The sequence below is a fragment of the Pseudomonas sp. LBUM1659 genome, assembly GCF_059716045.1.
Window position 1 is genome coordinate 791,339 of the sequence record NZ_CP166797.1, and the last position, 13,618, is coordinate 804,956.

The 13,618-nt window shown below is 57.6% G+C and carries 4 protein-coding genes and 2 rRNA genes; 5 read left to right on the top strand and 1 reads right to left on the bottom strand.

Annotation, left to right across the window (positions count from 1 at the left end; translation table 11 throughout):
- Positions 1 to 7 precede the first annotated feature (7 nt).
- From ACA048_RS03530 to recD, 5 genes are all read left to right on the top strand, one after another.
- Positions 8 to 2,899, top strand: a 23S ribosomal RNA gene (locus ACA048_RS03530).
- A gap of 154 nt (positions 2,900 to 3,053) precedes the next feature.
- Positions 3,054 to 3,169, top strand: a 5S ribosomal RNA gene (rrf, locus tag ACA048_RS03535).
- 156 nt (positions 3,170 to 3,325) lie between these two features.
- The gene (gene recC / locus ACA048_RS03540; RefSeq protein WP_497627956.1) at positions 3,326 to 6,778 is read left to right on the top strand and encodes an exodeoxyribonuclease V subunit gamma; all 3,453 of its coding nucleotides are present in this window, start codon (positions 3,326 to 3,328) and stop codon (positions 6,776 to 6,778) included.
- Positions 6,775 to 10,464 carry an exodeoxyribonuclease V subunit beta gene (gene recB / locus ACA048_RS03545; RefSeq protein ID WP_497627957.1) on the top strand — a complete coding sequence of 1,230 codons (3,690 nt, stop codon included), beginning with the start codon at positions 6,775 to 6,777 and terminating at the stop codon, positions 10,462 to 10,464. The genes recC and recB overlap by 4 nt, the downstream gene beginning before the upstream one ends.
- Positions 10,461 to 12,569, top strand: a complete 2,109-nt coding sequence (recD, locus tag ACA048_RS03550) for an exodeoxyribonuclease V subunit alpha (protein ID WP_497627958.1) — start codon at positions 10,461 to 10,463, stop codon at positions 12,567 to 12,569. The genes recB and recD overlap by 4 nt, the downstream gene beginning before the upstream one ends.
- An 11-nt stretch (positions 12,570 to 12,580) precedes the next feature.
- Here recD and ACA048_RS03555 read toward each other — a convergent pair whose 3' ends face one another.
- Positions 12,581 to 13,528 carry a LysR family transcriptional regulator gene (locus ACA048_RS03555; protein WP_497627959.1) on the bottom strand — a complete coding sequence of 316 codons (948 nt, stop codon included), beginning with the start codon at positions 13,526 to 13,528 and terminating at the stop codon, positions 12,581 to 12,583.
- Positions 13,529 to 13,618: the final 90 nt, after the last annotated feature.

Below are 13,618 nucleotides of genomic sequence, written 5' to 3' on the forward strand. Positions count from 1 at the left end.
GTTATATGGTCAAGTGAAGAAGCGCATACGGTGGATGCCTTGGCAGTCAGAGGCGATGAAAGACGTGGTAGCCTGCGAAAAGCTTCGGGGAGTCGGCAAACAGACTTTGATCCGGAGATGTCTGAATGGGGGAACCCAGCCATCATAAGATGGTTATCTTAAGCTGAATACATAGGCTTAAGAGGCGAACCAGGGGAACTGAAACATCTAAGTACCCTGAGGAAAAGAAATCAACCGAGATTCCCTTAGTAGTGGCGAGCGAACGGGGACTAGCCCTTAAGTGGCTTTGAGATTAGCGGAACGCTCTGGAAAGTGCGGCCATAGTGGGTGATAGCCCTGTACGCGAAAATCTCTTGGTCATGAAATCGAGTAGGACGGAGCACGAGAAACTTTGTCTGAATATGGGGGGACCATCCTCCAAGGCTAAATACTACTGACTGACCGATAGTGAACTAGTACCGTGAGGGAAAGGCGAAAAGAACCCCGGAGAGGGGAGTGAAATAGATCCTGAAACCGTATGCGTACAAGCAGTGGGAGCCCACTTTGTTGGGTGACTGCGTACCTTTTGTATAATGGGTCAGCGACTTATTTTCAGTGGCGAGCTTAACCGAATAGGGGAGGCGTAGCGAAAGCGAGTCTTAATAGGGCGTCTAGTCGCTGGGAATAGACCCGAAACCGGGCGATCTATCCATGGGCAGGTTGAAGGTTGGGTAACACTAACTGGAGGACCGAACCGACTACCGTTGAAAAGTTAGCGGATGACCTGTGGATCGGAGTGAAAGGCTAATCAAGCTCGGAGATAGCTGGTTCTCCTCGAAAGCTATTTAGGTAGCGCCTCATGTATCACTGTAGGGGGTAGAGCACTGTTTCGGCTAGGGGGTCATCCCGACTTACCAAACCGATGCAAACTCCGAATACCTACAAGTGCCGAGCATGGGAGACACACGGCGGGTGCTAACGTCCGTCGTGAAAAGGGAAACAACCCAGACCGTCAGCTAAGGTCCCAAAGTTATGGTTAAGTGGGAAACGATGTGGGAAGGCTTAGACAGCTAGGAGGTTGGCTTAGAAGCAGCCACCCTTTAAAGAAAGCGTAATAGCTCACTAGTCGAGTCGGCCTGCGCGGAAGATGTAACGGGGCTCAAACCATACACCGAAGCTACGGGTATCACTTAGGTGATGCGGTAGAGGAGCGTTCTGTAAGCCTGTGAAGGTGAGTTGAGAAGCTTGCTGGAGGTATCAGAAGTGCGAATGCTGACATGAGTAACGACAATGGGTGTGAAAAACACCCACGCCGAAAGACCAAGGTTTCCTGCGCAACGTTAATCGACGCAGGGTTAGTCGGTCCCTAAGGCGAGGCTGAAAAGCGTAGTCGATGGAAAACAGGTTAATATTCCTGTACTTCTGGTTATTGCGATGGAGGGACGGAGAAGGCTAGGCCAGCTTGGCGTTGGTTGTCCAAGTTTAAGGTGGTAGGCTGGAATCTTAGGTAAATCCGGGATTCTAAGGCCGAGAGCTGATGACGAGTGTACTTTTAGTACACGAAGTGGTTGATGCCATGCTTCCAAGAAAAGCTTCTAAGCTTCAGGTAACCAGGAACCGTACCCCAAACCGACACAGGTGGTTGGGTAGAGAATACCAAGGCGCTTGAGAGAACTCGGGTGAAGGAACTAGGCAAAATGGCACCGTAACTTCGGGAGAAGGTGCGCCGGTGAGGGTGAAGCATTTACTGCGTAAGCCCATGCCGGTCGAAGATACCAGGCCGCTGCGACTGTTTATTAAAAACACAGCACTCTGCAAACACGAAAGTGGACGTATAGGGTGTGACGCCTGCCCGGTGCCGGAAGGTTAATTGATGGGGTTAGCTAACGCGAAGCTCTTGATCGAAGCCCCGGTAAACGGCGGCCGTAACTATAACGGTCCTAAGGTAGCGAAATTCCTTGTCGGGTAAGTTCCGACCTGCACGAATGGCGTAACGATGGCGGCGCTGTCTCCACCCGAGACTCAGTGAAATTGAAATCGCTGTGAAGATGCAGTGTATCCGCGGCTAGACGGAAAGACCCCGTGAACCTTTACTATAGCTTTGCACTGGACTTTGAATTTGCTTGTGTAGGATAGGTGGGAGGCTTTGAAGCGTGGACGCCAGTTCGCGTGGAGCCAACCTTGAAATACCACCCTGGCAACTTTGAGGTTCTAACTCAGGTCCGTTATCCGGATCGAGGACAGTGTATGGTGGGTAGTTTGACTGGGGCGGTCTCCTCCTAAAGAGTAACGGAGGAGTACGAAGGTGCGCTCAGACCGGTCGGAAATCGGTCGTAGAGTATAAAGGCAAAAGCGCGCTTGACTGCGAGACAGACACGTCGAGCAGGTACGAAAGTAGGTCTTAGTGATCCGGTGGTTCTGTATGGAAGGGCCATCGCTCAACGGATAAAAGGTACTCCGGGGATAACAGGCTGATACCGCCCAAGAGTTCATATCGACGGCGGTGTTTGGCACCTCGATGTCGGCTCATCACATCCTGGGGCTGAAGCCGGTCCCAAGGGTATGGCTGTTCGCCATTTAAAGTGGTACGCGAGCTGGGTTTAGAACGTCGTGAGACAGTTCGGTCCCTATCTGCCGTGGACGTTTGAGATTTGAGAGGGGCTGCTCCTAGTACGAGAGGACCGGAGTGGACGAACCTCTGGTGTTCCGGTTGTCACGCCAGTGGCATTGCCGGGTAGCTATGTTCGGAATAGATAACCGCTGAAAGCATCTAAGCGGGAAACTAGCCTCAAGATGAGATCTCACTGGGACCTTGAGTCCCCTGAAGGGCCGTCGAAGACTACGACGTTGATAGGTTGGGTGTGTAAGCGCTGTGAGGCGTTGAGCTAACCAATACTAATTGCCCGTGAGGCTTGACCATATAACACCCAAGCAATCTGTGAACTCGAAAGAGACCAGATTGCGGTGTGTGAAGACGATACACATTCGAAAATTCGAAACGAAACACACAAATCTATTACATACCCATTCGCTGGAGCGTGAACCGAAAGGTAAACGACCTGGCTACCGAATTTCTTGACGACCATAGAGCATTGGAACCACCTGATCCCATCCCGAACTCAGCAGTGAAACGATGCATCGCCGATGGTAGTGTGGGGTTTCCCCATGTGAGAGTAGGTCATCGTCAAGATTAAATTCCGAAACCCCTATCTGCGTATGCAGGTAGGGGTTTTGTTTTGTCCGCAGGAAAGTTCGTACAGCATTACCGGACAGCTCCCGGCTGTCACAGTCTCCCGACAATGCTAAGGTTCGGCCCTAGCGTTTGTATTTTCCCAAGGAAGCCTTTATGCCGGACGCCACGTCTCTCAACGCTGCTTTTATGGTGGTCCAAAGCAACAGTCTGAATGAACTGCGCAGCCTGGTGATCAGCGTAATGCGGCGATATCCGCTGGCTCCCCTGGAAAATGAAATCGCCCTGGTGCAGAGCAATGGCATCGCGCAGTGGCTTAAGTTGGCACTGGCCGAAGATCCGGAAGAGGGTGACATGGGCGGCTGCGGTATTGCAGCAGCCATCGACGTGCAGTTACCCGGTAGCTTCATGTGGCAGCTCTATCGCATGGTCCTTGGGCGGGATGAAATCCCGGTCAAATCGTTGCTCGATAAAGCTCCACTGACTTGGCGTCTGATGCGCCTCCTTCCGCAATTGATCAACCAGCCGCACTTCGAGCCGTTACAGCGCTTCCTCACCCATGACACTGATTTGCGTAAGCGCTACCAGTTGGCTGAGCGACTGGCCGACCTGTTCGACCAATACCAGGTCTACCGAGCCGACTGGCTCGAAGACTGGGCAGAGGGCCGCCACCAATTACGCAATGGCAGAGGCGAAGCCAAGCCATTGGCCCCGGCCAACTGCTGGCAAGCGGAATTATGGCGAGCGCTGTTGCTGGATGTGGGTGAAGAAGGCATGGCGCAAAGCCGTGCTGGTGTGCATCAGCGGTTTATCGAGCGCATCAACAGCCTCGACGTTGCCCCCAGCGGATTACCTTCCCGGGTGATCGTTTTCGGGATTTCTTCTCTCCCCGCTCAAGCACTCGAAGCGCTCGCCGGACTGGCCCGTTTCAGCCAGGTTCTGCTGTGTGTACATAATCCATGTCGTTACCATTGGGCGGACATCGTCGCCGATAAAGACCTTCTACGGCATCAATACAAGCGCCAGGCTCGCAAGAGCGGAATGCCCGTTGTACTCGACCCACAAACGCTCCACCAGCATGCTCACCCGCTACTGGCTGCCTGGGGTAAACAGGGACGGGACTACATCAACCTTCTCGACAGCTATGACGATCCCAACAGCTATAGCTCTGCATTTCGTGACGGACGAATCGACCTGTTCAGCGACAATCAGCCAAAGAACATGCTCAATCAACTGCAGGACGACATTCTCGAATTACGTCCATTGAGCGAAACGCGAGAATGCTGGCCAGCCGTCGATCTGGAGCAGGACGAGTCGATCCGTTTTCACATCGCCCACAGTGCCCAGCGTGAAGTAGAGATCCTCCATGATCAGTTACTCGCACGCTTTAGCGCGGATCCGGACCTGAGGCCTCGCGATATCATCGTGATGGTCCCGGACATCGACAGCTACGCACCGCATATTCGCGCCGTATTCGGTCAACTTGATCGTCAGGACCCTCGTTTCATTCCGTTCACGCTAGCGGATCAAGGCCAACGCGGTCGCGATCCTCTGCTGATTGCAGTCGAACACCTACTTAAACTCCCCGATAGCCGTTTCCCCGTCAGCGAGATTCTCGACTTGCTGGACGTCCCTGCATTACGCGCCCGTTTTGGCGTTGAGGAGCGTGACCTGCCAACGCTGCACCGCTGGATCGAAGGTGCGGGCATCCGCTGGGGAATGAATGCCGAGCAGCGTGCGGGTCTGGGATTGCCTGAAGCGCTGGAGCAAAACAGTTGGCGATTCGGTTTGCGCCGGATGCTGCTGGGTTATGCCGTGGGCAGCGCGAATGCGTGCGAAGGCATCGAGCCTTACGACGAAATTGGCGGTCTGGATGCCGCACTTATCGGACCTTTGGTGGCCCTGCTGGATGCGTTGGAGATTGCCCACCAGGAACTGACTCAACCTGCACCGCCCAAGCAGTGGGGCGTGCGGTTGCAAGCGCTGGTGCAGTTGTTCTTCCAGGCCAGCAACGAGCACGACGACTACTTGCTGGCCCAGCTCGAAGAGTTGCGCGAAACCTGGCTCGACACCTGCGAGTCCGTAGGATTGCACGACGATTTGCCGTTAACCGTCGTCCGAGAAGCCTGGCTGGCCGGACTGGATCAGGGCCGCCTGTCCCAGCGTTTTCTGGCTGGTGCAGTTAACTTCTGCACCTTGATGCCCATGCGGGCGATCCCGTTCAAACGGGTTTGTCTGCTTGGCATGAACGACGGGGACTATCCTCGTGCGCAACCGCCGCTGGATTTCGATCTCATGGGCAGTGACTACCGTCCCGGTGATCGGTCTCGCCGCGAAGATGACCGTTATCTTCTATTGGAAGCGCTGCTGTCGGCACGTGATCAGCTCTACGTCAGCTGGGTTGGCCGAAGCATTCGGGATAACAGCGAACGCCCTGCCTCTGTGCTGATTGGCCAGTTGCGTGACCATCTTGCCAGCGGCTGGCGGCTGCGCGATGAAGGTAAGGACCTGTTGAAGGCCATGACTCAGGAACACCCATTGCAGCCTTTCAGTGCTCGCTACTTTCATGAAGGTGACGCGCTGTTCAGCTACGCCAATGAGTGGCAAGTACTGCATCACGTCACTGTTCAGGTGGCTGACGGCGAAGTGCTTGAAGCTTACGTACAGGAGGAGCCGCTGAGCCTCGGTCAATTGCAGGATTTTGTGCGCAATCCCGTGCGACATTTTTTCAGTCAGCGGCTGAAAGTGTTTTTCGAAGCGGCTGAAGTGCCCTTGGCCGATGAAGAACCGTTTGTCCTCGATGCGCTGGAACGTTACACCCTCAGCGACAGCCTGCTTGCGGCCGCTCTGGGGCGAATTGATCACGCCGATCAGGCACTTGAAGACCAGGCCAAACGCCTGCAAAACAGTGGGCTGCTGCCCATGGCTGGATTTGGCGAATGCCTTCAGCGTGAGTTGATCGAGCCGCTGCCGGATCTGCTGCAGCGCTATCAACAGCTCCTGGCGTTATGGCCAACACCGCTTACCAGTGCTCTGCCAGTGAATCTTGAGTTGGAAGGACTGCGTCTGGAAGGTTGGCTCAGTGGCCTGCACCAGCGTGCAGACGGTGGTTTGCTGTCGGTCACGACCATCCCCAACAGCATTGGCTCAGTCAAAACCCGAAAATGGCACCGTTTGACGCGGCCTTGGGTCAATCATCTGGTTGCCAGCGCCAGCGGCATACCGACGACCACCGCGCTAGTGGCCAGCGACGATAGCCTGTTACTGGAACCGCTGGAAAAGGGCGCTGCACTCAAAATTCTAGGGCATCTCCTGGAAGCCTGGCAGGCGGGCATGCGTCAACCATTACCGATTGCAGTAAAAACAGCCTTTGCCTGGCTTGGCCAGACTGATCCGCTGAAAGCCGAAGCCGCTGCCCGCAAAGCCTATGAAGGCGATGGCCTGACCTCTGACGGAGAACGCCGCGAAAGCCCTGCACTCACCCGGCAGTTTGCTGACTACGACGCACTGCTCGCCGACGAAACGTTCCCCGACTGGTGCAACGCCTTGTACAAACCGATGCTTGAAGCCCCTTGGCGCTCACTGACCAGCGAGGAGGCTCGTTCATGACAACAAAAACTCCTCTGGCGCTGGCCTTCCCACTGCGCGGCAGTCAACTGATCGAAGCCAGCGCCGGGACCGGCAAGACCTTCACCATTTCCGCGCTTTATCTGCGTCTTGTCCTGGGTCACGGCAGTGACGCGAGTGGTTACGGGCGTGAGCTGTTGCCGCCGCAAATCCTCGTTGTGACCTTCACCGATGCCGCCACCAAAGAGTTGCGTGAACGTATCCGCACGCGCTTGGCCGAGGCAGCGCGTTTTTTTCGTGATGAGACTACAGCGCCGGATGGCCTCATTGCCGAACTGCGTGATCAGTACCCCCCCGAACAGTGGTCGGGCTGCGCAAACCGTCTGGACATCGCCGCGCAATGGATGGATGAGGCGGCTGTCTCGACTATCCACAGTTGGTGTCAGCGCATGTTGCGCGAACATGCGTTCGACAGCGGTAGCTTGTTTACCCAAACCCTGGAAACCGATCACAGCGATTTGCTGGGCGAAGTCCTGCGCGATTACTGGCGACTGTTCTGCTACCCGATGCAAGGCGATGCGCTGAACTGGGTGCGCAACAATTGGGGTGGTCCGGCGGCGTTGCTGCCGCGCGTGCGCGGTTTGTTCGCCAGCGAGCGTGACAGTGTTGAAGGAAAAGAGCCTGCCGAGCTGATCGACGAATGTTTGCAGGAGCGACGAAGTGCGTTGCTCGAACTCAAAATGCCTTGGCGCCAATGGGCGCACGAGCTGCTGGTCATCTGTCATCAAGGCGTTGCGAGCAAGAGTGTCGACGGTCGAAAAATGCAGGCGCGCTACTTCGAACCCTGGTTCGAAAAAATCAAAGCCTGGGCCGAAGATGAAGCGCTTGAGCAACTGGACATCGGCACCGGTTTCACTCGTCTGACGCCAGATGGCATGGCCGAAGCCTGGAAGGGCGAAGCGCCCCGTCATCCAGGATTGGACGCGATGCCCGGACTCAAGGCCAGCCTCGACGGACTGCCGACCCCCGATGCTGCCGTTCTGCAACATGCCGCACACTGGGTTGGAACACGGTTCGAGGAAGAAAAGCGCCGCCGCGCGGAGATGGGTTTCGATGACATGCTGCTGCGCCTGGATGCTGCTTTGCAATCCGAGGGAGGCGAGCGCCTGGCCACCTTGATTCGGGAGCAGTTCCCGGTAGCGTTGATCGACGAATTCCAGGACACCGACCCGGTGCAATACCGGATCTTCGAAAGCATCTATCGCATCGAAGATAACAATCCCGAGTGCGGCCTGTTCCTTATCGGTGATCCGAAGCAGGCGATCTATGCGTTCCGTGGCGCCGACATTTACACCTACCTGCGCGCCCGTCAAGCCACCACCGGTCGACTGCATACGCTGGGCACAAACTTCCGCTCCAGCCACGGCATGGTCAGTGCGGTTAATCATGTTTTCGAACGCGCCGAGTCTCGTGAGTTGGGGCGCGGCGCGTTTCTGTTTCGGGAAAAGAATGGCGACAACCCCGTACCGTTTTTGCCTGTCGAGTCCCAGGGGCGCAAAGAGGTTCTGCACGTAGAGGGGCAAGTGGTGCCGTCCCTGAGTATCTGGCATTTGTCCGCAGAACAACCACTGTCCGGCGCGGTGTACCGGCAACAATTGGCTGCTGCCTGCGCCAGTGAAATCACCGCATTGCTCAACGGTGGACAACAAGGGCAGGCGGGTTTCGTCGAGGCTGGCAAGGACTTGCGGGGCCTGCTCCCGGCGGATATCGCGATCCTTGTACGCGATGGCAAAGAAGCTCAAGCGGTGCGCGGCGAGCTCTCGGCCCGAGGTGTGCGTAGCGTTTATCTGTCGGACAAGGACTCGGTGTTCGCCGCACAAGAAGCTCACGATGTGCTGACCTGGCTCAAGGCCTGTGCCGAGCCCGATGTCGAGCGGCCACTGCGAGCCGCGTTGGCCTGCATCACGTTGAATCTGTCGCTGGCTGAACTGGAACGTTTGAATCAGGACGAGCTGGCCTGGGAAGCACGGGTCATGCAATTCCGTGGCTATCGCGAGCTCTGGCGCAAGCAAGGTGTGCTGCCGATGCTGCGACGGTTGCTGCATGACTTCCAGCTCCCGCAGGCATTGATCGTGCGCAGCGATGGGGAGCGAGTACTGACCAACCTGCTGCACCTGTCTGAATTGCTGCAGCAGGCTGCGGCCGAGCTTGACGGCGAGCAAGCGCTGATTCGTCATTTGTCCGAGCATCTGGCGTTGTCCGGCCAGGCCGGTGAAGAGCAGATCCTGCGCCTGGAAAGTGACGAACAACTGGTCAAGGTCGTGACCATTCACAAGTCCAAGGGCCTTGAATATCCCTTGGTGTTTCTGCCCTTCATCTGTTCGGCGAAACCGGTGGATGGCACTCGTTTACCGCTGCATTACCACAACGAAAACGGCAAGGCTCAGGTGACCCTGAAGCCGACTGCCGAGTTGATTGCCCTGGCCGACGATGAACGTCTGGCCGAAGATCTGCGCTTGCTGTATGTCGCCCTGACTCGCGCGCAACATGCGTGCTGGCTCGGCGTGACGGATCTCAAACGCGGCAATAACAACAGTTCGGTGCTGCACCTGTCGGCGTTGGGTTACCTGTTGGGGGGTGGTTTGCCATTGGCCGAGTCGGCAGGCTTGAAACGCTGGCTGGAAGACTTGCAGCAGGACTGCCCGGCGCTGACTTACGCTGAAATGCCGCAAGCCACCGTCGAGCATTACCAGCCGCCGCAAAATCAGGCGACTTTGCTCGCGCTGCGCGTCCCCAAACGCAAGGCCAGTGAAAACTGGTGGATCGCCTCGTACAGCGCCTTGCGCATTGGCGACCGTTTGAGCGTGGGCAGTGACGAAGCCCCTGAGAGTCCGCAAGCGCAAAAGCTCTTCGACGACGAGCGCCTCGATCCGCACGCTCCACGAGACGTGATGGCCGGTGGCGGTGATATCCATCGATTCCCTCGAGGCCCCAACCCCGGCACCTTTCTTCATGGTTTGCTGGAATGGGCCGGCGACGAAGGTTTTACCGCCAATCCACAAGCGGTCGAAGACGCGATTGCCCGTCGCTGCAACCGCCGTGGCTGGGAAGGCTGGATCACCACGCTGAGCGATTGGCTGCAACATTTGCTCAAGTCCCCACTGCACATCGGCGGTGGGCAGGCCCCGGTGATTTTCGAGCAACTGACTCAGTACCGTGTCGAGATGGAGTTCTGGTTCGCCAGCCATAAAGTCGACGTGTTGAAACTGGATGAACTGGTGCGCCAACATACCCACAAAGGCGTTGCCCGAGTGGCTGCCGAACCGGTCTTGCTCAACGGCATGTTCAAGGGCTTTATCGACCTCACCTTCGAGCACGAGGGCCGCTATTACGTCGCCGACTACAAATCCAACTGGCTGGGTGCAGATGACGCGGCCTACACCCAGCAGGCCATGGAACAGTCGATTCTCGATAACCGCTATGACCTGCAATACGTGCTGTACCTGTTGGCCTTGCATCGACAGCTCAAGGCGCGGCTTGCCGACTACGATTACGACCGGCACGTCGGCGGCGCGGTCTACCTGTTCTTGCGCGGTACCCGTGCTGCCACCCAAGGCGTGTATTTCACCCGTCCACCCAAAGAGCTGATCGAGCGACTGGACCTAATGTTCCAGGGCAAGCCAGAACCCAAGGCCGAACCCGCGTGGGAACAGGGAGTACTGCTATGAGTCGCACCTTCGCCGATTTGCTGCCCACACCCTTGGCGGCCGAAAGCCTGGCGGATCTGGCGCCGTTGAGTCGTGCCGATGACCTGCTGCTGTTACTGACGCGCTGGGTTGAAAGGGGCTGGTTGCGAGCGCTGGACAAGGCCTTCGTCGCCTTCCTCCACGAACTCGCTCCCGACGATGATCCGTTGGTGCTGCTTGCCGCGGCGCTGACCAGTCATCAACTGGGCCACGGTCATGTGTGCCTGGACTTGTTCGAGACGCTGAAAGAACCGGATTTCGCCCTGTCGCTACCCCCTGAAGGTGATCTGCACAGTGGCGCGATGGTATTGCCGTCGCAATTGCTGGAAGCGCTGGACGGTGCCCATTGGTGCAAGGTTCTGGCCTCCAGTAATCTGGTGGCCCTGGCCGCAGACGGTCGTGAATCTGCGCAATCGCGGCCCTTGGTTTTATCCGGCAAGCGCCTATACCTGCGCCGCTATTGGGCTTACGAAAGACGCATCGACGATGCCCTGCGCCTGCGCTTGGCTGAACACGAACCGACACCGGATGATTTACCCCAACGCCTGACTGGTTTGTTCGGCTCCGCCAAAACCGGTGAAGTGATCGACTGGCAAAAACTCGCCTGTGCCTTGGCGACCCGCAGTGCGTTCAGCATCGTGACCGGCGGCCCGGGAACCGGCAAGACCACCACCGTCGTGCGCTTGCTGGCATTGCTTCAGGCGCCAGCCGTGGAAGCCGGCAAACCGCTGCGCATCCGGCTTGCCGCACCCACCGGCAAAGCCGCGGCCCGCCTCACGGAGTCGATCAGCCAACAGGTCCAGACCCTGACAGTCGCCGAATCGGTTCGCGGCCAGATCCCGTCCGACGTCACCACCGTGCACCGTTTGCTCGGCAGTCGTCCCGGCACCCGTCACTTTCGCCATCACGCCGGTAATCGCTTGCCGCTGGATGTGCTGGTAGTGGACGAAGCGTCGATGATCGACCTGGAAATGATGGCCAACCTGCTCGATGCGATGCCGGCCCACGCGCGGTTGGTGTTGTTGGGGGACAAGGATCAGCTGGCATCGGTGGAGGCCGGCGCTGTGCTGGGGGACCTGTGCCGGGATGCCGAGGCAGGCTGGTACAGCCCGCAGACTCGCCAGTGGCTGGAAGCGGTCAGTGGTGAAAGCCTGGAAGCCAGTGGATTGCAGGCCGACACCCAGGGCACTCATCCATTGGCCCAGCAAGTGGTGATGCTGCGTCATTCGCGCCGGTTCGGCGAGGGCAGCGGCATTGGTCAACTGGCGCGCTGGGTCAATCAGCAACAACCCGAACAAGCGCGCAAACTGCTGGCAGCTCGAAGCCACGACGACGTGTTTTCCCTGCCGCTCAAGGGTGAGCAAGACCGGGCGCTGGAGCGCTTGTTGCTCGAAGGCCATGGCGAAGGACCGCAAGGCTATCGCCACTATTTGAGTCTTTTACGCAGTCAACGGCCGCCGCTCGACAGTTCACTCGACGATCCACGCTGGACCGAATGGGCGCGAGACGTGTTGCAAGCCTTCGACGCTTTCCAGTTGCTGTGCGCCGTCCGTAAAGGGCCGTGGGGCGTGGAAGGGTTGAATCAGCGTGTGACCGCCGCATTGCTTAAAGCCCGACTGATCGACAGCGATCAGCAGTGGTACGAAGGGCGCCCTGTGTTGATGACCCGTAACGACTATGGCCTGGGATTGATGAACGGTGACATCGGCATCGCCCTCAAACTGCCGGAGCGTGAGGGACCCGAAGCAGGCAAGCAGGTGTTGCGTGTGGCGTTTCCGAGAAATGACGGCCAGGGCGGCGTACGTTTTGTTCTGCCGAGCCGGCTCAACGATGTCGAAACCGTCTACGCCATGACCGTCCACAAATCCCAAGGCTCGGAATTCGCCCATACGGCGCTGATTCTGCCGGATGCCCTGAACCCTGTGCTCACCAAGGAACTGATCTACACCGGGATCACCCGGGCCAAGCACTGGTTCACCTTGATCGAGCCGCGCGCCGGTGTCTTCGAAGAGGCCGTGCGGCGCAAGGTCAAGCGCTTGAGCGGGTTGATGCTGGAGCTGGAGGAGGGGATTGCGCCGAGCCTTTGATTGAGCGCCGACTAGTCGGCGAACAACATCTCGCGCGTTTCACCCATCAACAGGCCCTGATTCTGTTCAGTGACCGAGCGGATGTAATCCCACAGCAGGGTAATCCGCTTGAGCTTCCTCAGGTCCTCCCGGCAGTACATCCAAAACTGTCGGGTGATGTTGATCTCTTGTGGCAACACCGGCAGCAGCCGTGGGTCCTGGGCCGCCAGGAAGCACGGCAGAATTGCCAGCGACCGCCCTTGCTGCGCCGCCACGAATTGCGCGATCACGCTGGTGCTGCGCAAATTGGCGCTGGCGCCGGGCAGCACGTTCGCCAGGTACAACAGCTCTGAGCTGAACGCCAGATCGTCGACATAACTGATGAATGAATGCTTGCCCAAGTCTGCCGGGCGGCGGATCGGTGGGTTTTTGTCCAGATAGTCCTGGGTCGCGTACAGCTGCAATCGGTAGTCACAGAGTTTGCAGCAGACATACGGCCCGTGTTCCGGACGCTCCAGGGCGATGACGATGTCGGCTTCGCGCTTGGACAAGCTGATGAAGTGCGGCAGCGGCAAGATGTCCACGGAGATGGCCGGGTAGGCGTCGATGAAATGACTCAGTTGCGGCGTGATGAAAAAGCTGCCGAAGCCCTCGGTGCAACCCATGCGCACGTGACCGGACAACGCCACTCCAGACCCTGAAACCTGCTCGCAAGCCATGTGCAATGTGCTTTCAATGGACTCGGCGTAACCCAGCAGTCGTTGACCTTCAGCAGTCAGGACAAAACCGCTGGTCCGGGATTTCTCGAACAACAAAGTCCCCAATGCCGCTTCCAGCGAACTGATGCGTCGCGACACAGTGGTGTAGTCCACCGCCAGGCGCTTGGCCGCGGTGCTGGCCTTGCGGGTGCGGGCGACTTCGAGGAAAAACTTGAGGTCATCCCAGTTCAGTGAGCCTAAAGACGTGATGTTTTTTTGCATGATGGACCGGCTTTTATGTGCGTTCTTATTAGAAGTTTGCACATCTATACTCCAAAAACAGCTCCACAACCAATTCGCGGCACACGCCTC

What these genes read in the sequence shown, in the direction of transcription:
- recC (WP_497627956.1), top strand. Translation starts at nt 3,326, where the DNA reads ATGCCGGACGCCACGTCTCTCAACGCTGCTTTTATGGTGGTCCAAAGC.
- recB (WP_497627957.1), top strand. Translation starts at nt 6,775, where the DNA reads ATGACAACAAAAACTCCTCTGGCGCTGGCCTTCCCACTGCGCGGCAGT.
- recD (WP_497627958.1), top strand. Translation starts at nt 10,461, where the DNA reads ATGAGTCGCACCTTCGCCGATTTGCTGCCCACACCCTTGGCGGCCGAA.
- ACA048_RS03555 (WP_497627959.1), bottom strand. Translation starts at nt 13,528, where the DNA reads ATGCAAAAAAACATCACGTCTTTAGGCTCACTGAACTGGGATGACCTC.